21 protein-coding genes, 1 tRNA gene and 1 pseudogene are annotated in these 23,466 nt (G+C 54.3%); 13 read left to right on the top strand and 10 right to left on the bottom strand.

Features of this window, described 5'->3' with window-relative positions; all coding sequences use genetic code 11:
* Positions 1-217: 217 nt before the first annotated feature.
* The 3 genes and pseudogenes from AFIDRAFT_RS13520 to AFIDRAFT_RS20420 all read left to right on the top strand — a co-directional run.
* The gene (locus AFIDRAFT_RS13520; RefSeq protein ID WP_002716822.1) at positions 218-1,864 is read left to right on the top strand and encodes a GMC family oxidoreductase; all 1,647 of its coding nucleotides are present in this window, start codon (positions 218-220) and stop codon (positions 1,862-1,864) included.
* Complete coding sequence (locus AFIDRAFT_RS19515; protein ID WP_002716823.1) at positions 1,861-2,700, top strand: hotdog family protein; 840 nt, start codon at positions 1,861-1,863, stop codon at positions 2,698-2,700. Before AFIDRAFT_RS13520 ends, AFIDRAFT_RS19515 begins: the two co-directional genes overlap by 4 nt.
* Before the next feature lie 43 nt (positions 2,701-2,743).
* Positions 2,744-2,812: pseudogene (locus tag AFIDRAFT_RS20420) on the top strand (NIPSNAP family protein); the annotation flags it as partial.
* A gap of 89 nt (positions 2,813-2,901) precedes the next feature.
* On the opposite strand, the gene AFIDRAFT_RS13515 reads toward AFIDRAFT_RS20420, so the two are convergent.
* Complete coding sequence (locus AFIDRAFT_RS13515) at positions 2,902-3,909, bottom strand: ABC transporter substrate-binding protein (protein WP_009340048.1); 1,008 nt, start codon at positions 3,907-3,909, stop codon at positions 2,902-2,904.
* A 366-nt stretch (positions 3,910-4,275) separates the two neighbouring features.
* Complete coding sequence (locus AFIDRAFT_RS20055; RefSeq protein ID WP_002716825.1) at positions 4,276-4,434, bottom strand: hypothetical protein; 159 nt, start codon at positions 4,432-4,434, stop codon at positions 4,276-4,278.
* A gap of 68 nt (positions 4,435-4,502) precedes the next feature.
* Here AFIDRAFT_RS20055 and AFIDRAFT_RS13510 point away from each other — a divergent pair, with 68 nt between their 5' ends.
* Positions 4,503-5,306, top strand: a complete 804-nt coding sequence (locus AFIDRAFT_RS13510) for an AAA family ATPase (protein ID WP_002716826.1) — start codon at positions 4,503-4,505, stop codon at positions 5,304-5,306.
* 31 nt (positions 5,307-5,337) lie between these two features.
* On the opposite strand, the gene AFIDRAFT_RS13505 is transcribed toward AFIDRAFT_RS13510, so the two are convergent.
* The 3 genes from AFIDRAFT_RS13505 to AFIDRAFT_RS13495 all read right to left on the bottom strand — a co-directional run bounded on the left by AFIDRAFT_RS13505 (position 5,338) and on the right by AFIDRAFT_RS13495 (position 7,294).
* The gene (locus AFIDRAFT_RS13505; RefSeq protein ID WP_245258177.1) at positions 5,338-5,970 is read right to left on the bottom strand and encodes an ankyrin repeat domain-containing protein; all 633 of its coding nucleotides are present in this window, start codon (positions 5,968-5,970) and stop codon (positions 5,338-5,340) included.
* A gap of 344 nt (positions 5,971-6,314) precedes the next feature.
* Positions 6,315-6,782: a hypothetical protein gene (locus AFIDRAFT_RS13500; RefSeq protein ID WP_244597922.1), complete on the bottom strand. Its 468-nt coding sequence runs from the start codon at positions 6,780-6,782 to the stop codon at positions 6,315-6,317.
* Between the two features lie 32 nt (positions 6,783-6,814).
* Positions 6,815-7,294 (bottom strand): hypothetical protein, encoded by a 480-nt coding sequence (locus AFIDRAFT_RS13495; protein WP_002716829.1) that lies wholly within the window; start codon positions 7,292-7,294, stop codon positions 6,815-6,817.
* 97 nt (positions 7,295-7,391) lie between these two features.
* Here AFIDRAFT_RS13495 and AFIDRAFT_RS13490 point away from each other — a divergent pair, with 97 nt between their 5' ends.
* On the top strand, positions 7,392-7,619 hold the full coding sequence (locus AFIDRAFT_RS13490) for a helix-turn-helix domain-containing protein (protein ID WP_081602526.1): 228 nt from the start codon (positions 7,392-7,394) through the stop codon (positions 7,617-7,619).
* A 594-nt stretch (positions 7,620-8,213) separates the two neighbouring features.
* Complete coding sequence (locus tag AFIDRAFT_RS13485) at positions 8,214-9,176, top strand: plasmid recombination protein (RefSeq protein WP_002716830.1); 963 nt, start codon at positions 8,214-8,216, stop codon at positions 9,174-9,176.
* Positions 9,177-9,345: 169 nt separating this feature from the next.
* Here the strand turns inward: AFIDRAFT_RS13485 and AFIDRAFT_RS13480 are convergent, their stop codons facing one another.
* Positions 9,346-9,591, bottom strand: a complete 246-nt coding sequence (locus AFIDRAFT_RS13480; RefSeq protein WP_009340047.1) for a hypothetical protein — start codon at positions 9,589-9,591, stop codon at positions 9,346-9,348.
* Between the two features lie 108 nt (positions 9,592-9,699).
* Here AFIDRAFT_RS13480 and AFIDRAFT_RS19830 point away from each other — a divergent pair, with 108 nt between their 5' ends.
* Both AFIDRAFT_RS19830 and AFIDRAFT_RS13475 read left to right on the top strand, forming a co-directional pair.
* Positions 9,700-9,948 carry an XRE family transcriptional regulator gene (locus AFIDRAFT_RS19830; protein WP_244597924.1) on the top strand — a complete coding sequence of 83 codons (249 nt, stop codon included), beginning with the start codon at positions 9,700-9,702 and terminating at the stop codon, positions 9,946-9,948.
* A complete protein-coding gene (locus AFIDRAFT_RS13475) occupies positions 9,945-11,096 on the top strand; it encodes a tyrosine-type recombinase/integrase (RefSeq protein ID WP_002716831.1) in 1,152 nt (383 codons plus the stop codon). Before AFIDRAFT_RS19830 ends, AFIDRAFT_RS13475 begins: the two co-directional genes overlap by 4 nt.
* 458 nt (positions 11,097-11,554) lie before the next feature.
* Here AFIDRAFT_RS13475 and AFIDRAFT_RS13470 read toward each other — a convergent pair whose 3' ends face one another.
* The 3 genes from AFIDRAFT_RS13470 to AFIDRAFT_RS13460 all read right to left on the bottom strand — a co-directional run bounded on the left by AFIDRAFT_RS13470 (position 11,555) and on the right by AFIDRAFT_RS13460 (position 17,379).
* Positions 11,555-14,236, bottom strand: coding sequence for a DEAD/DEAH box helicase family protein (locus AFIDRAFT_RS13470; protein WP_009340046.1), 2,682 nt, complete (start codon positions 14,234-14,236; stop codon positions 11,555-11,557).
* Positions 14,236-16,515 (bottom strand): site-specific DNA-methyltransferase, encoded by a 2,280-nt coding sequence (locus AFIDRAFT_RS13465; RefSeq protein ID WP_040298466.1) that lies wholly within the window; start codon positions 16,513-16,515, stop codon positions 14,236-14,238. Before AFIDRAFT_RS13465 ends, AFIDRAFT_RS13470 begins: the two co-directional genes overlap by 1 nt.
* Positions 16,516-16,692: 177 nt before the next feature.
* On the bottom strand, positions 16,693-17,379 hold the full coding sequence (locus AFIDRAFT_RS13460; RefSeq protein WP_156786899.1) for a recombinase family protein: 687 nt from the start codon (positions 17,377-17,379) through the stop codon (positions 16,693-16,695).
* A 451-nt stretch (positions 17,380-17,830) separates the two neighbouring features.
* Between AFIDRAFT_RS13460 and AFIDRAFT_RS13455 the strand changes: the two genes are divergently transcribed.
* Genes AFIDRAFT_RS13455 through AFIDRAFT_RS13445 form a run of 3 tightly spaced genes read left to right on the top strand, consistent with a single transcriptional unit; the run spans position 17,831 to position 20,306 of the window.
* A complete protein-coding gene (locus AFIDRAFT_RS13455) occupies positions 17,831-18,634 on the top strand; it encodes a hypothetical protein (protein ID WP_009340043.1) in 804 nt (267 codons plus the stop codon).
* Complete coding sequence (locus tag AFIDRAFT_RS19510) at positions 18,631-19,071, top strand: hypothetical protein (protein ID WP_198007821.1); 441 nt, start codon at positions 18,631-18,633, stop codon at positions 19,069-19,071. The genes AFIDRAFT_RS13455 and AFIDRAFT_RS19510 overlap by 4 nt, the downstream gene beginning before the upstream one ends.
* A 32-nt stretch (positions 19,072-19,103) precedes the next feature.
* Positions 19,104-20,306 (top strand): tyrosine-type recombinase/integrase, encoded by a 1,203-nt coding sequence (locus tag AFIDRAFT_RS13445; protein ID WP_009340042.1) that lies wholly within the window; start codon positions 19,104-19,106, stop codon positions 20,304-20,306.
* Positions 20,307-20,320: 14 nt separating this feature from the next.
* On the opposite strand, the gene AFIDRAFT_RS13440 is transcribed toward AFIDRAFT_RS13445, so the two are convergent.
* Positions 20,321-20,396: transfer RNA gene (locus tag AFIDRAFT_RS13440), tRNA-Ile, on the bottom strand.
* 354 nt (positions 20,397-20,750) lie between these two features.
* Between AFIDRAFT_RS13440 and flhA the strand changes: the two genes are divergently transcribed.
* Together flhA and AFIDRAFT_RS13430 are read left to right on the top strand one after the other, a co-directional pair.
* Positions 20,751-22,880: a flagellar biosynthesis protein FlhA gene (flhA, locus tag AFIDRAFT_RS13435; RefSeq protein ID WP_009340041.1), complete on the top strand. Its 2,130-nt coding sequence runs from the start codon at positions 20,751-20,753 to the stop codon at positions 22,878-22,880.
* A 313-nt stretch (positions 22,881-23,193) separates the two neighbouring features.
* Positions 23,194-23,406: a hypothetical protein gene (locus AFIDRAFT_RS13430; RefSeq protein ID WP_009340040.1), complete on the top strand. Its 213-nt coding sequence runs from the start codon at positions 23,194-23,196 to the stop codon at positions 23,404-23,406.
* The last annotated feature ends 60 nt before the right edge of the window (positions 23,407-23,466 follow it).

The raw sequence follows: 23,466 nt of genomic DNA, 5'->3' as shown, positions 1-23,466 counted from the left end.
CAGAGCTATTAACACATGCGCGCGGCAAAAACTTCGCCAGCAGATATCTGTCTTAGCTCAATCGAGATTCAGAATACGCCGACAATTAGACTCACCGAGTTAGTATTAGGCACCACTGATCGAGCAATAGTCTGTCAGACTGCGTCGCGAGATTCTCTGTCCAGCAAAATTAGCACACAAAACAAGCTGGTCTCGGCATCCACAGAAGGAACCGAAAATGAAGCTTTCCGGATATGACTACATCGTCGTCGGGGCAGGATCAGCAGGGTGCGTACTCGCCGCGCGGCTGAGCGAGGATCCCACCGTCAAGGTGTTGCTGCTGGAGGCCGGAGCACCTTCTTCTTCCATTCTTGTTCATATGCCAGCAGGCATTCGTATACTCTATAAGAGTCCAAAACATAATTGGAAATTTTGGACCGAGCCTCAAGCCGAGTTAAACAATCGAAAGATCTATATCCCTCGCGGCAAAGTTGTTGGAGGCTCATCTTCTATCAATTCCATGATTGCAATTCGTGGCAATCCCGCAGACTACGATGCGTGGGCCGCGCAAGGCCTTCCCGAATGGGGGCACGAAAGCCTTCAGCCATATTTTAAAAAAATAGAAGATGCCTCTGCCGTCGTCCCGCAACACAACCAAGACAGAGGGTACTCCGGACCGATCCGCTTATCCTATGGCACTTTACAACATCCAATCTCGCAAGCTTTCATTGAAAGCGTAAAGTCAGCCGGTTGGCCCGAAAATAAGGGGTTCAACGGCCCCTCCCAAATTGGCGGTGGCTTCTACGAACTTACAATCGCTGACGGTAAGCGTTCTGGATCATTCAAGTACCTCGATCATGCGAAAGAACGAAGCAATCTCACGATTATAGCTAATTGCCGTGTCCGGCGACTTGCCCTGGCTGGGAAACGCGTGCGCGGCGTTGTGATAGAGAGAAATGGGCGTGAAATCACCCTTTCTGCCGAGCGAGAGGTCTTGCTGACGTCTGGAGCTATCGGATCACCACACCTGCTGATGCTATCGGGAATTGGACCAGCTGATCATTTGCGCTCATTTGGAATCAAGCCGGTGATCGATTCATTCGGCGTAGGAAGCAATTTGCAGGATCATTTAGATTGCGCAATCCGATTAGAAGCATCTCAGCCAATCACACTGACACCGTACCTCGGATTAATTAAAGGCGGTCTCGCAGGCGCACGATATATCCTCAATGGAACTGGCCCCGCAACATCTCAAGGTATCGAAGCAGGAGCATTTTGGGGGCCTGATAAGTCTTCGTCATGGCCCGAATGGCAGGCCCATCTCATTGTTGCTCTTCGAAATCCTCCCCCGAAGGAGCGGATCGAACATGGCTTCGCTATTCGTGTTTGCCAACTTCGCCCGAAAAGTCGTGGTATGCTGCGCTTACGGTCATCGGATCCCTCGGACACACCTTCGATCGACCCTCAATTCTTATCTGACAATAGCGACTTCCTCAGCATGCAAGAGGGTGTTCGGCAGATGTGTGAGATTATCGACCAAGCACCTCTTCGCAAACATGTTAAGCGAAAAATTGATCTTGACGCTTTTACCAGTACGGAAACGCGAAAGAGCTGGATTCGAATGCATGCTGAAACCGTCTACCATCCCGTTGGCACCTGTCGCATGGGCCAAGACAACGGAGCCGTTGTTGATAGTCAACTGCGTGTCCGAGGCATTGAGAATTTAAGAGTGGTTGATGGTTCGGTCATGCCGACGGTGATTAGCGGAAACACGAACCTACCTATCATGGCGATGGCCGAAAAAGCCGCAGACATCATCGTCGGAGAACGATCTTCGATATCGAAAAATTACTTTGAGACGATGTCGGTTCATTCTGGGAAATGACTGATCAACACCAACGTATGGTTGCATGCCGCAGCCCGTATCGCGTGGAGGCTTATAACAGTGCGAAGCTGTCTGAGAATCGGATTCACGATGATAAAGTAGCCCGGGAATATGGATTCGAGGGCGGACTTGTCCCTGGAGTCGACGTCCTCGCGTATATGATACACGTTCCTGTTGCCGAATGGGGGTTAGCATTTTTAGAGCGCGGATTAATCGAAGTGCGTTTTATAAAGCCTGTTTATGACGGAGATCTCCTACAAATATACAGTACAAAGGCTGTTAAAGGGCTTAATTTGACCGTCGAAAGTAATGGATTGAAAGCGTCTGGCTATACCGCATTAGCCACAGCACCGCCGGTTTTCTCTTTCGACGATTTTCCCGACATCCCTCCGATCCAAACACGAACACCTATCGATCTCACCTCACATGCGATCGGAAAGCGGCTCGGCACAACACCCTGCTCATGGGCCGGCAACGCAGGTGTCAAATATCGCGCAGATATACGCGAGCTGGACCAAATCTATGCGCGTGAGGGGCTCGTACATCCGGGAGTACTGCAGCGTCTCATGAATCGCGTGCTCATGGAGAATGCTATTCTGGGTCCTTGGATTCATGTCGCAAGCCGGATGCAATTACTGTCGGCGATAGCAGATCGACATGAATTGACTATGCGAGCCGTCGTCACAAATAACTACGAGAAAAACGGACATTGGTTTATCGAAATAGACGCGCTGATCGTTACTGACGGACAAGCACCCGTGGCGCATTGTCACCATGTAGCAATCTATAGACCTCGTAGACGAGCGCACGAAATCGACTCTCTGATCTCGCAATGAGCGCCATACAATATTATTATCGGAAATCGAAATCTCCACGAGCATATATGAACTTCGTATCTATCGCTGCCTGCCAGGCAGGTTGCCAGCACTCCTCAATCGCTTCGAGACCAAACGATAGAAATCTGGGCCTCGCGGAGCTTTGCTCGCAATAAAAGTGGGATACCGACGAGCAACCACTTTTATTACAAGCAACATTGATCAATTTCCTGCCAGCTTGTGCGCATTATCGAAAAACAGGTCTTTCCAGGAATTTGGCTTGGTTCTGATGATACCCACCTTATACATGAAGTCAGTATAGGTGCTGATACCAGACGGCACCGTGGTGAAGGTATTCTCGTGATTACTGATGATTTGATAGATGTCATCCTCGGAAATTTTTTCCTTGGACGTCTCCACGTAGAACTTCGCAGCAGCCCGTTTGTCCTTGTTGATGATATCCATCGCTTCGTTCAGGGCTGCAACGAAGGCATCATATGTCTTCGGGTTTTCTTTCCGAAACTTTTCGCTGGCCCAGACCAGGACAAACGTCGAATTTTGTCCCGCCACATCGTAGGAGCTCAGAACGCGATGAACCTTTCCCGTCTTTAGCTCCTGATATTGATAGGGCGGAGCGGTGAAGTGAGAATCGATTTCAGACACGCCCGACATCAAGGCTGCCATCCCATCGGCGTGCGACAGCGAAACCGTCAGCCGATCGAGTTTGGCGTAACTCTCATTGCCGAACGTCTTCGCGGCAGCCATCTGCAGCACGACCGCGTGAGGCGAAACCTTCACGGCCGGCAATGCGATCTTGTCCTTGTCGGTGAAGTCCGCAATCGTCTTGACGTCGGGATTGCGGGTGTTGAGATAGATTGGCATCGACGTCACGGCCGAGACTGCCTTGATCGCTCCCTTCGACTTCGCCCAGAGGATGATAAGGCCTGTCAGTCCGCCGGAAGCGAAATCGAGGCTGCCTGAAAGCAGTGCCTCGTTCATGACGTTGCTGCCCGCGAGCTTCAGGAAGCTGACATCAATGTCGCCAAGGCCAGCTTCCTTGGCGTGTTTCTTAAGCAGTCCTTTCTCAACCACCATCATCAACGGCAAATAACTGATGCCGTATTGCTGAGCGATGCGGACATGCTTTGTCTCTGCCTGCGCAGGCGTGCTGAAGTTGCAGGTTCCAAAGAATAGCAATCCAATTAAAAGCAAGCTTCTGATCTTTAGCATTTGGCATTCCTTCCCTGATTGTTGGGCGCGGATTAATCGCGTCTTTTGCTTCACAGTCCGCAGATGCCAATGGTTTCTCTCATGCCAAAAACAACTGCATTAAAATAGAGTCGGCGCTCATTTGGATTATCCAAATTGGACATACCAGATTATAAATCAAACACCGACTGTCAACCCCAAAAGACCAACCAAACAAACCAACTAATGAGAATTAACCGGTCAGACGGAGCTCTATCCAATGCTAAAGTCATGGGAATCCCACAGCGACCAAGAAAAGGTTGAGTCGCTTCAGAACGCGCTACACCGCCTTCGCTGGCCTATGCGATCACTGCGACGATTGCCAAGACCGCCAGCTTAGATGTTCAGCTATTCTATAACCATTTCATGGTTGCCTTCGGCAGACGCTTGAGCATTCCGCAGGAGCAGAACCAGAGGAACTGCTGCGAGCGAAAGCACCATCATCAGCTTGAAATCATCGATATAGCTAATGATCGAGGCCTGGGTCTGGATCATCTGGTCCAGCATTGCGCGCCCGCCCGCAGTCCATGGGCTCCATGTTTGCAGGATCGCTGCATTGTTGAAGCCATGATTGGTTGACCAGGACCTACAAGTCCGCGATCAACTCGCCTTTGCCGCTCACCTTGGCGCCACCGCTTCCCAAGGTGCGCGCAACACTGCTGTTCGAGTTCCCCCATGCACGAGAGGTGATTGATACCATCTTGTCCGACCTCATCGGCCAGCGGGGCGTGAGGCTCAAACCCACCCTGCTGGTCGGCCAACCCGGCGCCGGCAAGTCGCGCTTTGCCAGGCGTCTGGCCGAAGAGCTCGGACTTATTGTCTGGCGTGTCGACGGCGCCCAGTCGGATGGTTCGATCTTTGCCGGCACCGACCGGCGCTGGCACTCGACCGAGCCTTGCCATCCATTCATGGCGTTGCATCGCGCGGGCCACGCCAATCCGCTCGTTCTGATCGATGAGCTCGAGAAGGCCGCAACCCGAAGCGACCATGGCCGGCTGCGGGATTGCCTGCTCGGCTTCTTCGAGCCGGAGACGGCCGCGCGTTATCCCGACCCTGCGCTGCAGACCACGCTCGACCTCTCGCACGTCAACTACATCATGACCGCGAACAGCACAGATTCCCTGCCCTCACCGCTCCGGGACCGGCTGCGCGTGATCAGCTTCCCCTCGCCGCAAGCCCGCGATCTCGAAGCACTGCTACCCGCGGTCCTTGCCGGCATCGCCCTTGAGCGCCAGCTCGACCCGCGCTGGATCACACCGCTGGATGGCGACGAACACCGCGCCACCGCACAGTACTGGTACGGCGGCTCCGTTCGGCAACTCAAGCGGATCGTCGAGGTCATCCTGAAGGAAAGAGAGAAAGAGAGCGTGCGGAACTAAACCATCGCTTCAACCGATCACTTCTCGCCACTCAAGCCAGAGCTTGAGCAAGAATATCGGCGAGTTCGGTATACCCCTTCTTCAGCGCGTGCTGCACAGGAGAGGTACCCCACTGGTCGGCCATGGCTGGATCAGCCCCTGCTGCGAGCAACAATCGGACGACTTCTTGCTGTCTGGGACCACCGTCGTTAAGGATGATCGCCTCCAGCAACGGGGTCCAACCGCACAGATTTGTGTGGTTGACATTCACGTCAGTCTCCTCGGCCAGCAACCGGACGATTTCCACGTGCCCCTTCTCCGCAGCCGGATGGATGGGCGCTCCGTCGAAGCGTGTCCGGCGCTCAAGATCCGCACCAGCTTCAACCATCAGCTTCACGAGGTCGAAGTCTCCCACGATGCAGCCCCACAGCAACGGGTTCAACCGGATCTGGTCTTGCTTATTGATATCCGCCCCAGCTGCGATCAACTGACGCACAATATCCAAACGACCGGCCTTCGCTGCAATCAAGATCGCAGTCCGCCCCTGAGTATCGGTCGCATTAACATCCGCGCCACCACCGAGAACTGCCGAGATCTGATCCCATGTTACGATTGCGGCAAGGGTCGGCCAATCGGTGGGGTTCTGCAGCGGCTTCCTCATATTATTCACCTCGCTATCGATCAAGCAGCGTCATGCCGACTACATTCTTGAGTCGCTCAACAACAGACATGCGCGATGTACTCGTTGGCAAAAAGCGCGTGATCCGCGCGCCGGGTTTGCTTCAATAGTACTAACGCGTGCGATGGATCAGCTGTGTGTTGCTGCCAGTTTATCGCTATTATCGTTATGCGCCAACATTGTGCATGCGGAGATGGCGCGGTCACATCTGTTTGCGGAGCGCTTTGACGTGGCCGCATTATGCGGCCGAGCAATCTTTCAGACAATTACAGATCTTCCGGCCCGGTCGCCATCAAGCAGGGCTACCAGACTATCCTGCTAGAACCCACAAGATCACCCAATTCAACCGATCACTTGCCGTCAGCCTGACATGGCGCGATGCTGTCGGCGAGCGCTCGTGCACGACGATTGGCATGTGGCTCATGGACGCTAACCGCGCCCACTTTGCAAGGACGCTGCCCGCGCAACGAGACCACCAGAAGCTCCTGCGTAACATGGTCGTGGCCGTCCTGATCCGTGTCGACACGCCAGGCTCGCAGGATCGCAGCGATCGGCTTGCCACCTGACAACCTCCATTCGAGCTTGTCGCCGAACACGTCGTCTGCACCGCGCCAAATCAGAACAGGCTCGTCGTCTCGTTGACCTGTCCGGAAAATTTTGAAGGCGACCAGATTGCCCTCATCGGAAAACCCAGCGCTATAACCGCCTGGCCCGGGGCACTGCCAGGCGTTGAATTCTTCCTTCGATCCGGAATCGCGGCACTCAGGTCCGGATGTACGGGTATAAAGGCTCTCTGCGGCGTAAGCCGACGTGCTCAAGAACAAGAAGCCAATTACAATCCGGGCAGGCTTCATATCCGGACAGCTTCACGTGCCTGAAGGCGCTGTCGCTCTTCCCCGTCCGGGCCATAAAACATCTGCTCCCGCCGGGTCAGCGTCGCCAATGATATAATGAGTTGTCCAAACCCAACGAGCGCAATCGGAATCCCAATAAAAATCACCGAGAGCACGATGCCGATAAACATGATCCGCAGTGCCATATAGAAACGGAAGTTGGTCCCGTCGAAGTGAACCTCTCCGTTGGTGCACTTCACGCCCCACAGATGCTTCGGTCCCGAGGTTAAAATCCCCATGACCTTCTCAAAGTAAAATACCCCGTTAGTCCCCACCGCCAAATAGGCATCGGTCTGCGTCGTCACAAAAACCTTCTCGATGGTGACCCGGCGCCCATTCGGCTCCAACACCTCGACATATGAATAATACCTGCCGTGTAGGTTGTGTTGGCTCGACCCGGTCGCCGTGACCTGCCCTTCAATCTGAAAAAAGCTCATATCGCTCTCCTGAAGAACGACAAGCCTATACGTTGAAACGTATATTACACGTTAAAGCGTGTGGCGGCATTTTCATGATGATGCTTCATCATCATGAATGGGACGGCGCAATCCGCAAACAGCCCGACGTGACCTCGCCCGCAATCTCCGGAAGCTGCGGCTTGCGAGAGGCTGGTCTCAAGATGACTTGGCCGCTGAAGCAAACGTTCGGCAGGCCCTCGTCAGCGCGATCGAAGTCGGCACAGCCAACCCGACATTAAACTCTCTTGAACTACTCTCGGGCGCTCTTGACGTGGGGCTTAGCGATCTTTTTGCACGGCACTGAGAGAGCGGGGCATCAGGCGACAACCGAAATCAGCATCACGATTAAAGAGCGTGCCACTCAGAATAAAGCTGTTCGATACACGAATCGACGGATGCCAAAGATCTAAATGTTATTGTTGCGCCGCCGCTGAGGTTTTTGGGGCGATCGATGGCACGAAGCGTTCGGGAAGAGCTTCTACGAGGAAGTCAGCGGATACATATAGCTCGTGCGGATACCCATAACTCGTAAGGCATGTATCTGGCTGGCGGGAACATCACGTGAATGGACATTTCGGGAGCGCGGTAGCCGCTAAGCACTTCCTGCAAAGTACCGTCACGTAAACACGACTCGACGATAAAGATTGGAAGAAGCACGACCCCGCATCCTCGAGCGCGACGTCGCGCACCCTTTTCATTGTTGCTCCATGCCGGTGAGCTTCCATTGCGACCCGGTTTGAAGAGCAGCGAATTAAGGATTGCACCCCAACGGCAAAAAACGTCTAATTCAGCAAGATTGAATATGCATAGTTGTAACAACCGACTATGCGTAGCAATTTGCTACATTTTGCACTTGCAGCTTCATGGTGTTCTCTTAGCTCAGATTGGAGAATTCCAAATGGGCTGTCAGTTCATCCACGTCGAGACCTACGCGCTTATTGGCGCTCAAAACAGGCAAGGTCTGTCCCGCCGATCGCTGCGCGATATCCAGGCAGAGTTGACGCGGCAACCATATGCATCTTCGCACGTTGCTGCACCATTGCAGCCCAATGTTTTGATGGGGTCTATGAATGACGCCTTCATTGTGGCCGAATGGCAAGCACGCACCGCTCTCGATGCAGCTGGGCGGAAATACAGAAGGACTTCGCCAGCCTTATTGGCAGGCGTGCTATCTTGGCCCGTCCAAAGCATCAAGCTCAATGACAATTCAAGTCAATTCGAGCGCTATCTGGCATTCCGCACCGATACGATCGCCTGGCTCAGCCGAAAATTCGGAGATAATCTTAAATGCTGTGTCGAGCACAACGATGAAGAATACCCAAATCTACATTTCATCGTAGTCCCCGCCCTGCCAGCCGATCGGCGCATGAGTCTGTCGACAGTTCATCCAGGCATAAAAGCGCGACAAGACGCCCGTAATGCTGGCGCAAGTCGCAAGGAAATTGCGTCAGCTTACACGCGCGCCATGCGAAACTTTCAGGACGAATTCTGGTTAGAGGTGGCACAATTTCATGGCTTGACCCGTGAGGGACCACGTCGTCGCCGCCTGTCGCGGCGCGAATGGCGCCTCAAGAAGGCTCATGTAAAAGAAATCGCGAAACTTCATGACGCACGACGAAGGCAGGAAGCAGAACTCATTCGCGCCGGGGATAAGCGCGTTGAGGCTGTCCGGATCCAAGTCGTTGCAGATGTAAAGAATAAACTGGTTCCAAGAATTAAAGCGTTCGTCGAAGTGCGGGACGAACAAGCTTTTCAGATTTTGACAATGAAACAAAAATTGTCACACGCAGCAGATGAAATCGCCGCTCTGAAAGCACGTATTGCAGACATCGAGCCTAGATTAGAGAAAATTTCCCCTTAACTCGTTGATTAATCAAATCTAGCACCGCGCATGTTTGCCAGCAAAAACGGTTACGGGAAGTATTGACCTAAATACTTCCCAAGCTGCGCTTAAGCTAACTGTCGCTTGCCGCTCAAAGAAACCAAGATATTTGGCTGCTCTAAAAGAAAAAGCGCAGGACCGGTAAGCTTCAATATCCCCGCTTTCTTTTAATGGAGAGCGGCATTTCACCAGTCAGATAGCCATGACTGCGAAGCCAGTCGTGAATAATGAAGCGGATAGCCTCTGAATTATTTGTGCAGGGGATCGAGGGATCCGTCAGAACCTCCCGGATCGCGTCTTGAATAGGAAGAGACAGCCGAATGCCGATGAACGGCATCTGCCCAGTCTTGGGACGGCCCCTCTTTTTCTGTTTAACAGGAATTGACGTCTTCATTTTTTTGTTTTACATAAAATATAGACGGAGGGGAAGCAGCATTCCACGGCTCTACCCCGGCGACAGAGAATTCTCTCTCCATTGCTAAGAATGCGGAATATATTGCCAATGTCTCGCACGACCCTGACACCTCGCGATTTATCTCTGCCGCGCTTTGCCCTACGGCGAGATGAAGCTGCTGCTGCGATGGCGGTCTCGGCAACTAAATTCGATGAGTGGGTTGCCGTCGGTAAAATGCCAGTAGGTCGCAAGATTGACGGTGTTGTTCTGTGGGACGTGCAGGAAATTCACGAAGCTTGGCGTCAAATGCGAGACGGCGATATTGGTCACAATCCCTTTGACAGGATCGTCGCATGATCAAAACTCGCCTCCGATATTGCGTTTACGACCCTGATACCGCCGGTAACCCCCGTTATTATGTGCGTAATCTGCGCAAAAGCAGCAAGAAGATTAGGATTCGCGAGAGTTTCGAAGCACCCGACGGCACCATTACTCCCGAATTCATGAAGGCGTACCTTGATGCGCTGGCATCACTTGATAAGGAGACATCCTCAGCACCAAAGGCCTCACGCGAAAAGACCTTCAGCTGGCTTTGCGACCAATATTATCGTTCCGCCGAGTTTCAGCGCTTCGATAGGCTTACCCAGGCCGATAAGCGCGGCGTTCTCAATCGGTTCTGCGCTGCAGGCGCAGGAGATTTACCTTACGCGGCATTCCGACAGGCAGATGTTGAGCGCAGTCGAGACAAGCGCGCCGGAACTCCTGGCGCCGCCGACAAGCTGGTGAAGTACCTCAGAGCTCTCTTTAAGTGGGCGATCAAAAAGAGACTCGCCAGCGTTAATCCGGCCATCGGTGTTGAGAAGATCAATGAAGGAGAGGGGTGGCACGCTTGGACACCCGATGAGGTTGCGACTTATCGCAAACACCATTCCATCGGCACCAAGGCAAGGTTGGCATTAGAATTAATGCTGAACGTCGGCGCTCGAATTTCCGATGCTTGCCGCATTGGCCGTCAGCACGAAAGCAACGGCTGGCTTAAGTTTGTAGCTTGGAAGAACCGCAATAAGAAGTCACGAAAAACTATCGAATGCCCGATTACGCTTGAACTCCGCGCGGCGATTGACGCGACGGAAACAGGTGACCTCACCTATTTGATCAACGATCTTGGTAAGGCTTTCACGATCGATGGCCTTGGAAACAAGATGCGCGATTGGTGCGACGCCGCTGATCTGCCTCAGTGTTCATCCCACGGCCTACGGAAGGCCGCCGCGGTAATCTTGGCAGAGAACGGCGCAACTGCCCCAGAACTTTGTGCAATCTTCGGATGGTCGAAGCTAGAAACCGCCGAAACCTACATCCGGCAAGCCCAAAGTCGGATCATGGTGAGCAATGCCTTCTCGCGCCTCGACGAATACCGGAGCCGCGGAAGTGTCTCAGTTCACGGGGTAAAAAATTGCCATGAGACAAAAAACGAAAAAAGCAAAGGGAAATCAAATACCGAATAAAGCATTGGTGGGCCCGGCAGGACTCGAACCTGCAACCAGACCGTTATGAGCGGCCTGGCTTCATTTTATCCATTTGAATGAACAGTCATTTTTGTTTATCGGAGACGTCAGATATCACCGTTTGTTCATGATAATTCGGTGGGTAAGCGGTGGGTGAGAAACAAGGAACGCGAAGGTCATCGGTATTGATGCTTGTGCGATTTCATTGAGCAGAGATGCGGGCCCGCCCCCACCCTTGGAGAAACTCTGTTTGTTCTATTTAAACGCAGCGGTGGGCTTCCCTGGCCTTTTGAGGCGTATCTTTGCAGACAGTCCACGGGCTGTTCACTTTAAGCGAACGAGACTGCTCCATGCCTCATTCCTTAGCCTTTGCATATCCCTCTGAAGAAGCCCTCCCAGACACGAGGTCCGCTCTGATACGCGCCTACATGGTTGGATGATCGTGCAGCGGTTGGCCTTCAGCTTTTGTATTCCCGGAAACCGTCCATCAATTGCTTGAACGATGACGGCTTGTATTGCTCGAAGCTTTCCTGATCCACATAGACGAAGTCGTAGGCGACATCGCGCTGCACCCGGTTGATGTCCTCACACCATTGTCGCAGACGATTCATCTTCAGCGGCACGTCCAAGTCCTCAAGCCCCTTGGTTTCGACAATCACAATCCGCTTCTCGTCCAGCTTCACCAAGAAATCCGGATAATAGTTGGAAATATTGCCATCGGCGTTGATGTAATCCAGCTTGAAGTTCACGGCGAAATAGTTCTTTGCGTAGGACACCACGTCGCTGCAGGAGTCGAGGAAGCCCGCGAAGACCAGTTCAAGATGACTGTCGCCAATGATCCGGTTGAACACGCTCTTCTTCGGGACTAGATAGCCTTGATCCTTGGCCACGAACGGGCGTGTTTGCCGCAATTTGATCGTATCGCGGATTTCGGCGTCACCCTTATCCTTTACGGTCAAGTCGTTGATGGCCTTCTTGAAGTATTCGATCAGCGTTTTGGTCGCCGCCAATTCGGAAAGATTCCGGATGGTGTTGGCGTTATCGAGTTCCACTTCCCGATCAAACAACTCCGACTGAACGAAGGCTTTGACCTTGCCGTAGAGAACGTCATATCCGCTGACCAACCGCAGGTCCTTCATGATGGTCTGGGCGAAGTAACCTAGCACGCTGCGATAATCGGCAATGCCAGCGGTATCGAGAATCGTGGTGTGCGTCACCTCGCCGGTGGTGATGTCCTTGAAGATAATTTCCCGCTGTTCCTCCTCGCTGAACTGGCGATAGGGAACACGCTTATGTCCAAAAGACGACACGTCGAGTTCACTGAGCGACTTGTATTCCCGGTAGATGCGCGGAGTCATCACCGGAATCTCGATATCGAGGGCGTCGATATCCTTCCTGTCGTTGTCCTTGTCGATCTCGACCACCAGCGGGGTCTTGGCCTTGGTGCCTTCGCCCATGGCCTTTCGTTCAAGCTCCACGCCCTCGGCCTGAATGGATTCGACAAACTCCATAAAGGCGTCTGTGCCGACGACGCTGACATATTCCTCGATACCACCCGGATACATCTTGCGCAGGCCACGCCCCAGGGTCTGTTCCGGGAGGATGTTGCTCTTGGCAGCATAAGCCCGCAGCCCAACAATGGTGGTGACGTTACGCACATCCCACCCCTCTTTCAGCATCAAGACCGACACGATGGCCTTGTAAGGGCTGGCAGGATCATCGATCTCATTGGCCTGCGTGCGAAGCTTTTCCAGCTCCTCCTTGGCTTTGCCAGAGGCCGCTTCGGAAATCTCACCATTGGCCTTGGTGTGAATCACCAGCACCGCGTCCTTGAGATCGGGGTAGTGACCTTCAAGGTAGCCCGCGACATCGTCGCAATTGCGGGTGTCGTCGGTCATGATGAACAGGATAGCCTTCTTGCCTAGCTTTTCGTGCTCGGCGTAGGCCTTGCGCCATTCGATCACACCAAGATCGACATAATCGGCATACTTCTCGGTATATTTGGCGCTCTGGCGTTCTTGCAATTTTGCCCGGCTGGCGGCGTCCGGCAATACGGGATGCTTGACGACGTTTTGTGAAATCGCCTCGACCAGCGGATAGTCGGCCACGGTCTGCACGAAAATCGCACCGTTATTGTGCTTCGGCGTAGCGGTCACATCGACCTGCAACGACAGCGCGGCTCCTTTCTGCAAAAGCCGATTGTGAATGTCCTCAATCGACTTGAACCAAGCGAGTCGAGAGTCATGGATGTGATGGGCTTCATCGTTCAGCACCATCAACTCGTCAATATCGCGGACGATCATGCCCAAATCCACCTTGGAATCGGTGGTCGCACCGGTTGGTCGGGTGCCGAGGAAATAATCCATGGTGTTGTCGTCATCGGGCGAAGCGGCAATATCCTCCCCCGCGTAAACCCGATGGATGTTCGTAAGGAAGATGTTGCCGGTCGGGCGTGTGATATGCACCTCGTCCTGCAGATGCAGCGTCAACTGGAAATCGTCGCGCCAGTTACGATCATCGAAGCCATTGTCCGGAATGACCGGATCGCTGAAGAAAAGCCGCAGCCCTTGGAAATCCTTGTAGATGCGGTCCAGCACGATGATGTTGGGCGCAATCACAAGGAAGTTCCGGGCCAATCCTGAATCCGGCTCATAGAGCTTGTGGTAAAAGCTCCATGCAAGGGCGAGGCTCAAGACCTTCGTCTTGCCTGCCCCCGTCGCCATCTTGACGACGAATCGTCGCCACGTTTCGTCGAACATGCTGGCGGACACGGCCCCGCTGCTGTCGAAGCGCATCAGGTCGAACTTGTCGTTCACGCCTACGACGTCATACAGGTAGATAATCGTTTCGAGGGATTCCCTCTGGGCGAAGAAATACTGAAACTCGGCCATCGAGCCATCGGCTTGCGGAATCAAGTGCGTGGTCTTGAACCACCAGTTCAACAGGCTACGGCTGGTGTCGGATGCGCCGACATAGCCACCGTCGCGAAACTCCTTGACCTTCTGGCGTAGCGCCGCGACCAGCGGCGGCATGAGCTTGTCCATGCTGGTTTCGCGCAAGGCCTCGTCAGCCGGAAACCAGCGAATCGCAGGGTCGAGGATGGCATGAGGATCGTTCGGGAAGTCCGGATGCAGCGCCATTATTTCTTGGCTCCCACGGTCACTTCCGCAATCGTCATGGTGTCGTTGCCGAAGATGTCCACGACCTTGACGGCGATTTTGCGCCGCCCCCGCGGGCATTCATGGAAAACACTGGTCAGCTCAAGCTTGCGGTCCTTCTTGGTGCGGAACGACTGCCACTCGTTTTCGAAGATGTAGTCGCCAGTCCACGATTCTTCCCATTCGCTGGTATCTGGGTTCTGGGTACGGATGATCTCCCGCTTGTTTTCGAAATCGAAATCGACTGACCAATAGTCGATCCAGTCGGTCCAATTCTGGGTCAGCGTCTCGCGGGTAACGATGCCGTTCTTGTCTTTGCTGACTTTGACGATCTGCCCCTTCTCGACGACGATCTTGCTCCCCTTGTCCTTGAGGCTCGCCTCCGCATTGGCGATGGAGTCCTGCGAATAGAACACCGAGAAATCGGTCAACTCGACCGCGACGCTCTTGCCTTGGACGTGAGGCTTCACCTCGATGAAGGACACGTCATGGAAAAAGACCTGATTCTTCTCCACCGCACGCTTATCAAACACGTCCGCCGGAATGTATTTTGGCGCGATGTCGATGCCTTTGCCCCGCGCCTCGTCCAGCACGTTGGGGAACAGACCCATCTCAAATTCAAAGCCGAGAATATCGACCTTGGTAAGGTGCTTCTTGCGGCATTCGAGGATGATCTCTTCGACGAACAACCGCGACACAGGCATATTGACCGGTCCGACTGCGACAAGCCGTCCCGCCTTCTTGCCGTGGAAGCTTGCAAAGCCGTCCGTGCGTTCGGCGCGGTAGGCCCGGAGGATGAGGTCCAGAAACGCCGTTTCCTTTTCCTCAAGTTGCTTCTGGCGTTGTTCCTCACGCAAATTCGGGTTCACGCCGACATAATGCTGGCGTTCGTATTTGCCGAGGTTGAGAATTTCAAACGCACGATAATCTTTGCCTTCGGCCTTCAATCCGCGCTGTACACCGATCATGCGCTTGCGAGTGGTATGGACAGCAAATTTTCCAAGATCACTTGCAATCCACTTCCGCCCCAGCTTTTCCGCGACAGCAGCTGTTGTTCCTGACCCACAGAAAAAGTCTGCCACCAAGTCCCCCCTATTGGAGGAGGCGCGAATTACTCGGTCGAGCAATGCTTCTGGCTTCTGCGTCGCATAACCTAACAGCTCGACAGACTGATTATGTATCTTGTTTATGTCGGTCCAAATGTCCTGGAGTACCATCCCCTTGTAGTCACTCTCGAAATCCTTGAGGCGTGGTTTACCGCCCTCCTTCTTCGGATAATGTATCCTGCCTTCGCGGTCGAACCGCTCCATATGTTCGCGTTTGTACGCCCAAGTACGACCAGGCGCAGGCCATGCGCCTTTCCATTCGTACACGAGGTTTCCTCCATCTCCATGTCGAGGTGCATCTAGAGGCAAGCGGTTATAACGCTCTCCACGAACTGGATCGTATTGGTCAAAAAACTGCTCAATGTAGTCTGGACTTGGTTTCTGCAACACCTCGTTCCAAATCCAGGTGTCCCCCTTGGAGTAAAATAGAATTGAGTCATGGATTATTCCACACCTACCAGAGTCATTGTGAGCGAATGCTCGCCGCCAAATGATTTCGTTCAGGTGATGTGAAGACCCAAAAACCTCATCCAAGGCACTTCTCAAGAGATGATTCACGTTTGGACCAGTGTGCACATAAATGCTGCCGTCCCCAGCCAGCAAGTCGCGCATCAATATCAATCGTTCATAGACCATTGAGATGAAAGAATCGGAACCTCTACCCCACGTGTCCCGATAGGCAATTTCTTCCAAGATGTTTGGCTTCTTCGTGAATGTGTCATCGCCGATCTCAACGGGCATAGAGAAGTCGGCCCCGACATCAAACGGCGGATCGATATAAATCAACTTCAGACCACCCTGACGCTCAATTTCTTCCCGTAGCGGCCCATTCTTGAGGGATGACAGAATGAGTTTGTTGTCGCCCCAGATAAGTTTGTTGGTCCAGCCTTGAAGCTGCCTTCCCCGGCTGTCGGTTAAAAACAAATCCTGTTGCGCGGCCGTCTGTTCTGGTTTTTCCGCGCGCGGCTCATCGACCTGCTCGATGGTTTGAAATGGCAGCACAACATTGCAGACCTCATTGGTCTTGCCATTCCAGACCAATTCAACCTCGCGCTTGTCGTCGAACAGCAGGAAGCGATATTTCTCTGGCAACGGTTTGTCGGCTTCGATGAACCGGATGATTTCCTGTTGTTCCTGCTCGGTCAGTCTCGGCATTTTGTCCCCATCGCCCATCAAACCACGCAAGCGACTTGATCGCCGTGATTCGCATCGACCTCACTATACGGAATCCAAATCTGAGCCTGATCGCTATTCACGCGACAATCTCGGACAATGATCGGATCACCCTTCGCGCCGATTAGCGCAAGTGGGACACCTATCTCCCGATCATCGTCAACGCTCTCCCACCATTCTGGCAATAGCGGTCGCTGTAAAGGGCTTTCCTGAATGGCTGAGAAAGCCGTTCTCGGCCAGTATGGCAGAGATCGAACGCAGTGATCGTCTCTTGCCGTTCTTCGGCTTCCGCCTCAAGCTCTTGGCTGTCGCGATCATCAGGCCGGTTTTGTCACTTTCCGCATAAGATTTTCTCCCCTCGACTTTCACTCCGGTAGCGCGCTTTCTGTCCCGCGCAGCCTTGAGCTTCCCAACCAAACGGGCCTTCTCAAGCTGGGCAAAGACGCCCGCAATTTGGCGCATCGCAACCTTGAGCGGATCGTCGGTTTCCGTCAGGTCATCGCCGGAAGCCGTCAATACTTGAACGTTTCGTTCGATCAAAGCGACTATGCCAGCTTCTTGAACGACGAGCTGCCGAGCAAAGCGCGACACGTCTTCGACTATGACTGTGCGCACACCGTTTTCTTCGATCCGATCCAACAGCGCCGAGAATCCAGGCCGTGTTTCAATAGGGTCGGCGCCGCTCACGTCCGCGTCGTAGAACTCCTCAACGATTTCTATTCCCTGCCTCTTCGCAAAAGCCTGGATGGCCGAGCGCTGCCTTTTGTCGCTGTCCTTATCGACTCCGACATTCGTGGCACTGGACGTTCGAAGATAAGAAATCGCTTTGGTCTTTTTCATATTCATACCAGTATCTTATTTGATACTTTGTATCATTATCTTCAGAAATTGATACAGAAAACTTGGCGCTCGCTTGCCAAAGGAACATTTACAGAACACTTATAGAGACCGTCCGAAGCATCTTGAAATCTTTGGATAGCGACCCGCTCGGCCACCTAGGTGGAATCCGAACGATGTCGCTTGACCGAAATTTTTTATCGGAACAGGCCCCCGTATCAGATGACACCCTCATTGATCGAACTTCCAAAAGAGGCTTTTCACCCCGGCCTTCATCACACTCCAAAACGACCGTTCAACTTTCAAGAATGTATCGCCATCCCAAATGTCGGTAGCCGTGACGAGTTATGCCCGCCTCGCTTGAGTTATCGAACGTCGATGAAATTTTATCTGCGGCCTAACGGGCAGGTGCTGTCTTCTATGGTTATGGATCATGCATCCCTGGTTGGGAGCACCGCAAATGGATAAACGCCTCCCTCAGATAGATGACGCTTGGACTAAGAAGAGGAAGATCGGCCGTCAAAAGGTCAGCAAGAGCATTTCGGGCAGGGACGTAAAGAACATGGAGTCCGCATGGCACTTTGCGCGCGAGATTGGAAAACCGCTGAATCGCTTCATCACCTTCCGTCCTTGCGACATCAACGTTCAAACGCTCAAGCAACGCATCGGAACGTGGACGAAGTGGCGCAACCGACTCGCCCAATTCGCTCGCGACAACAATTTTGAGTTCACTTGTCTATGGACACGGGAGTCGGAACGTAAAACCGGAAAAAATGAACACCTGCATGTTTTAATGCATGTGCCCGCGGGACGTTTGAAACGCTTCGATGCATTGGTCAAACAATGGCCGGGCGATCCTCAAGAAATCGACTGTCGACCATCGACTTATCAGACCCAGATCACTCCTTCAGGCAAACAGAAGAACGTGTTGACCTACGTCACCAAGAACTCACCTCAGGCCGCCTACACCGGAAGACGGTTCTATCAAGCAGGAGGTCCCATCCTTGGGAAACGTTGCGGAACCTCCCGCAATCTGTCCCCTCAAACGCGCGCTTGCGCTAATGTTCGAGGCATCCTTATGCGAGATTTGAGGTTAGGAGCCCACGCTCGTCGCATCGCAACTTGCCCTCCCCATAAAAGGACCGAATTTTTAAATCGGAAAATCGCAAAAAGCCCCGTCATCCTTGAGGAAAAAATCCGAAGAAAAATCGAAAATAAATCGGATAATTCCTCCAAACTAGCAATTTTGAGGGCGGCGTCGTGACGGCAGCACAAGCAAATATTTCGCCGGTGGCAGCCACCCAGGTGCCAGCCTTCTCACAAAACACCCTCGTCCAAGTCGTTCAACCAGATACCCCGCTTCGCCTTTCAGCGGCTGTCGCCTTCTGCTTTCCAGGCGGCGGCATGACCGTTTCAGGACTTCGACGCGAGATAGCTCGTGGTCGATTGGAATACGAGCTGATCGCCGGGAAGCAGTTTGTAACACCTGCAAGCATGCAACGAATGCGAGCGTTGTGCCGCATCCCCGCGCAGCATAATGCAGCTCAAAATGGCACGATACGGCGGCACAATCGTTTACCGAGCCCGACCGCGGACATTTCTTCGCAGCAAGCTTTAGAGGCTCGACTGAACTCACTTAGCAAACAAGCAACGCTTCCAACGTCGGCCGAGAACCGACGACAAAAGGCTCTTCGAAACTAAGGTGCCCGCTGACAAAAATCCAACGAGGTAACATGCCAAGGACAAGCAAAGGCGCTCGCTTATGGAAGCGGCCTGCAAGAACCAAGAATGGCCGCTCAGAAGCGGCTGTTTGGATCATCAAAGACGGATCCAAACAGACCAGCACGGGATGTCCGGCTCACCCGACTGAAACCCAGCCACCTGAGGCAGCAGAACGTTTCCTAGCCAACTATATTGGTGCGAAATGGGAGCCGACGCGCCAAGAGCGCAACGTTGACGTCATCGATATAGCCGACGTCCTTGCGATCTATCACAATGACCGACGAGAAGATTTCGAAACCGAATTATACAAGCGCCGGTTCGACAGTCGTATTCAGCGCTTAAACAAATTCTTCGGCGGCACTGTGTTGGGGTCGCTAACAACAGAACTGTGCAAAAGCTATGCTGCTTCTCGGAGCGATGGCGGGGCGCGGCGCGACTTGGAAGACCTTCGGGCGGCCATAAATCATCACGCCAAAGAAAATCTTCATCACGCCGTAATCAACGTCTGGCTCCCCCAAAAGGGCGAACCTCGCGACCGCTGGCTAACGAGATCAGAAGCCGCCAAGCTTATCTGGGCATGCTGGCGACACCGCGAAGTCCAGACTCACAATGGCAAAAAAGTCCCGACAGCCAAGTACACCCTGAGGCACGTCGCCCGCTTCATCCTAATAGGGCTCTACACCGGCACCCGTGCAGCCGCAATCGCCGCTGCTTCCCCATATAAAGCAGAAGGTCGTTCTTACGTCGACTTGGAGAACGGTGTGTTTTATCGCCTCAAGATCGGCAAACGCAAAACTAACAAGCGGCAGCCACCTGTTGCCCTCCCCTCACGTCTTCTCGCGCACATGCGTCGGTGGGTGGACCGAGGAATTGTCAGCAACCATTTTGTTGAATGGCACGGCAAGGCCGTCACTTCGGTTAAGAATGGTTTCGGCAAGGGTGTAGCAACTGCCAAACTCGATATCTCAGAAGGGAACGTCACACCGCATACGCTGCGACACACGGCGGCAACATGGCTGATGCAGCGAGGCGCTGATCTTTGGCAGTCAGCGGGCTTCCTTGGCATGTCGGTGCAAGTGCTCATCGACACTTACGGCCATCACCATCCACTTCACATGCGGGAAGCTGCGGAAGCCATCACTTCAAAAGCTCGTATTCAACCGGTGGGTAAAACGGTGGGTAGAAAGAGAGAAGCTCGGAGGGCCTCTGCATAACCAATTGAAAAGATTGGTGGGCCCGGCAGGACTCGAACCTGCAACCAGACCGTTATGAGCGGTCGGCTCTAACCATTGAGCTACAGGCCCTGTCGCACCGCGAAGGGCGCGGCTCCTTTCCCTTACAATGACCGGCACGATGCGGCAATTGCGCCCGCGCCCCAACCCACGTCCCATTCCAGGATTTTCCCAGGAAAGTCCAACAGTTGGGGCGGTCTACTCACCCCATTCCGGCAGGCTTATTCCTCCACCTCGGACCCCCGCGTTAACTCTTTGCTAACCATAAACTGGGCAAATTTTGCCCAGTGAAAGTGCGTGTCGTTCTGCAAAAACGGGGGTCCCGTGGAAGCAAGCGCCGTGAATCACTTACCGCCCGGTGGCCTTCCAGCCGCCGCAAAAGTATTTGGCGGGCAGAGGCGACATTCGCGCGAGGAAGCGGCGACCATGGTCGATGTGACGGCGGGGCAGGACGGCGCATCGCGCCTGCAGATTCCGACTTTCGATGAAATCAAGGATATCCTGAAGCGCGGCGACCTGACGCTCGCCTTCGGCGTGCTGACAATCCTCGTCGTCCTGATCCTGCCCCTGCCCGCCATGGTGCTCGATCTGTTTCTGGCGATCTCGATCACGCTCTCGGTGCTGATCCTGATGACCGCGCTGTTCATCCAGGCGCCGCTGGAATTCTCCGCCTTCCCGACCGTGCTCCTGATTTCGACCATGCTGCGGCTGTCGCTCAACATGGCTTCGACCCGCCTGATCCTGGCGCACGGGCACGAGGGCAGTGCCGCCGCCGGTCACGTCATCGAGGCGTTCGGCAGCTTCGTGATGAGCGGCAATTTCGTGATTGGCATCATCGTCTTCACGATCCTCGTCATCGTCAACTTCGTGGTCATCACCAAGGGTTCGGGCCGCATCGCCGAAGTCGCCGCACGCTTCCACCTCGATTCGATGCCGGGCAAGCAGATGGCGATCGACGCCGATCTCTCCGCCGGATTGATCGACGAGCAGACCGCGAAGAAGCGCCGCAAGGATCTCGAAGACGAAAGCGGTTTCTTCGGCGCGATGGACGGTGCCTCGAAGTTCGTCCGCGGCGACGCGGTCGCGGGCCTCCTGATCGTGTTCATCAACATTATCGGCGGCATCATCATCGGCGTCGCGCAGCAGGGCCTGAGCTTCGGCGACGCCGCGCGCAGCTACACGCTGCTCACGGTCGGCGACGGCCTCGTCACGCAAGTGCCCGCGCTGATCGTCTCGACCGCTGCGGGCCTTCTGGTGTCGAAGGCTGGCGTCTCGGGCGCCGCCGACAAGGCGATGGTGAAACAGTTCTCCGGCTATCCGCAGGCGCTCGGCATGTCGTCCGGCGTGATGCTGGTGCTGGCGATGCTGCCCGGCATTCCGATGATTCCGTTCCTGATGCTGAGCGCTGGCGCGGGCGCACTGGCATTAAAGGCGCGTCACCGCAACACCCACGCAAAGGCCGAGGAAGCTCGCGCGGCAGCGGCTCCCGCCGAAGCCGCCGCAGCGGCCGCTGCCGAAGAAGAACCAATCTCGACCGCGCTCAAGATCGACGATCTCAAGATCGAACTCGGTTATGCGCTCTTACCGCTCGTCAACGGACCGGACGGCAACGACCGTCTCACCGACCAGATCAAGGCGCTGCGCCGCTCGCTCGCCATCGAGATGGGTTTTGTGATGCCCGCTGTCCGTATCCTCGACAACGTGCAACTCGAGGCCAATACCTACGTCATCAAGATCAAGGAGGTCGACGCCGGCTCGGGCCGCGTTTGGGCCAACCAGTTCATGGTCATGGATCCTGCCGGCAATCAAGTCACCGTGCCGGGCACGCATACCATCGAGCCGACCTTCGGCCTGCCCGCGACCTGGGTGGATGCCTCGCTGAAGGAAGAAGCCTCGCTCAAGGGCTACACGGTGGTCGATGCCGCGACCGTTCTGTCCACACATCTCACCGAGCTGTTGAAGAACAACATGTCGGACCTGTTGTCCTACGGCGAAGTGCAGAAGCTCCTGAAGGACCTGCCGAAGGAGCAGGGCGAACTGGTCAAGGATATCGTCCCGAGCCAGATCACCGTGTCCGGCATTCAGCGCGTGCTTCAGTTGCTGCTCGCCGAACGCATCTCGATCCGGGATCTCTCCACCATTCTCGAGGGCGTCGCCGATGCGCTGGCGTTCTCGCGCAATCCGGCGACGATCGCCGAGCATGTTCGCGCCCGCCTCGCGCGCCAGATCTGCGCCCAGAACACCTCGATCAACGGCTACCTGCCGCTGATCGCACTCTCCGCCAAATGGGAGCAGGCGTTCGCTGAATCAATCGTCGGCACCGGCGAAGACCGCACGCTGGCGATGCAACCCTCCAAGCTGTCGGAATTCATGACCGCGACCCGCGACCGTTTCGAGCAGGCCGCGCGTGAAGGCGAGAACCCGGTGCTTGTTACCTCTGCGGCAATTCGTCCCTTCGTGCGCTCGCTGGTGGAGCGCTTCCGCGCACAGACCACGGTGCTGTCGCAGGCAGAAATCCATCCGCGGGCGAAACTCAAGACCGTTGGAAGCGTTTGAGAATCCGGGCTTTCGCCGCTGCGTCGGCATGACAATTTCGTCACATCCAAGCGATTTCTTATTTCCAACGCCATCCCGCCGTGAGCGGGTTCCAGGCGCTAAAATTGTATCTATTTGATTTAGCGATATTTTTATTTCGCCCTGTAGGGTTCCTCGCGAGCGATCAAGAAAAATCACTCGCTTGTGATGGGGTCTGGGAAACAAAAACCCCCTCCACCACGTTTACGAAACATGGAATTCGAACCGGCCGCTCACTGGGCGCGACCAATAAGGCAACCGGGCCAGAACGTGGCTAAAACGTGAGGGAGGCGAAATGAACCATTCATTGTACAGCGCTGACCGCATGACCCACCTCAAGATCGTGGTGGTGGCGTTGGTTGCCGCAATCGGTATCGCCGGACTTGGAATTTCAGCACGCCTCTCCGCCGGTGACGGCGGGATGCAGACTGCGCGCGCGACGACGCCGGTTCTGAAAGCCAGTCACACCATGATGGTTTCCGACTCCGAGCAGCAGGTGATCCGCTGACATGAATTTCAGGAATTCATAAGGCTCTCTTCCCCGCCCCCCGAAGTCGCCTTGTGAATA

It is taken from the genome of Afipia sp. 1NLS2 (genome assembly GCF_000178995.1).
Lineage (GTDB): Bacteria > Pseudomonadota > Alphaproteobacteria > Rhizobiales > Xanthobacteraceae > Afipia.
The sequence above is the reverse complement of the archived record's forward strand: the minus strand, read 5'-3'. Positions and strand labels throughout refer to the sequence as shown.

Coding starts and splice junctions, on each gene's coding strand:
- AFIDRAFT_RS13490 (WP_081602526.1), top strand. CDS start 7,392: ATGGGACGGCGCAATCCGCAAACAGCCCGACGTGACCTCGCCCGCAAT.
- AFIDRAFT_RS13455 (WP_009340043.1), top strand. CDS start 17,831: ATGGATAAACGCCTCCCTCAGATAGATGACGCTTGGACTAAGAAGAGG.
- AFIDRAFT_RS13495 (WP_002716829.1), bottom strand. CDS start 7,294: ATGAGCTTTTTTCAGATTGAAGGGCAGGTCACGGCGACCGGGTCGAGC.
- AFIDRAFT_RS13485 (WP_002716830.1), top strand. CDS start 8,214: ATGGGCTGTCAGTTCATCCACGTCGAGACCTACGCGCTTATTGGCGCT.
- AFIDRAFT_RS13475 (WP_002716831.1), top strand. CDS start 9,945: ATGATCAAAACTCGCCTCCGATATTGCGTTTACGACCCTGATACCGCC.
- AFIDRAFT_RS19515 (WP_002716823.1), top strand. CDS start 1,861: ATGACTGATCAACACCAACGTATGGTTGCATGCCGCAGCCCGTATCGC.
- AFIDRAFT_RS13430 (WP_009340040.1), top strand. CDS start 23,194: ATGAACCATTCATTGTACAGCGCTGACCGCATGACCCACCTCAAGATC.
- AFIDRAFT_RS20055 (WP_002716825.1), bottom strand. CDS start 4,434: ATGCTGGACCAGATGATCCAGACCCAGGCCTCGATCATTAGCTATATC.
- AFIDRAFT_RS13460 (WP_156786899.1), bottom strand. CDS start 17,379: ATGAATATGAAAAAGACCAAAGCGATTTCTTATCTTCGAACGTCCAGT.
- AFIDRAFT_RS13520 (WP_002716822.1), top strand. CDS start 218: ATGAAGCTTTCCGGATATGACTACATCGTCGTCGGGGCAGGATCAGCA.
- AFIDRAFT_RS13480 (WP_009340047.1), bottom strand. CDS start 9,591: ATGAAGACGTCAATTCCTGTTAAACAGAAAAAGAGGGGCCGTCCCAAG.
- AFIDRAFT_RS19830 (WP_244597924.1), top strand. CDS start 9,700: ATGTCTCGCACGACCCTGACACCTCGCGATTTATCTCTGCCGCGCTTT.
- AFIDRAFT_RS13470 (WP_009340046.1), bottom strand. CDS start 14,236: ATGGCGCTGCATCCGGACTTCCCGAACGATCCTCATGCCATCCTCGAC.
- flhA (WP_009340041.1), top strand. CDS start 20,751: ATGGTCGATGTGACGGCGGGGCAGGACGGCGCATCGCGCCTGCAGATT.
- AFIDRAFT_RS13445 (WP_009340042.1), top strand. CDS start 19,104: ATGCCAAGGACAAGCAAAGGCGCTCGCTTATGGAAGCGGCCTGCAAGA.
- AFIDRAFT_RS13515 (WP_009340048.1), bottom strand. CDS start 3,909: ATGCTAAAGATCAGAAGCTTGCTTTTAATTGGATTGCTATTCTTTGGA.
- AFIDRAFT_RS13465 (WP_040298466.1), bottom strand. CDS start 16,515: ATGCCGAGACTGACCGAGCAGGAACAACAGGAAATCATCCGGTTCATC.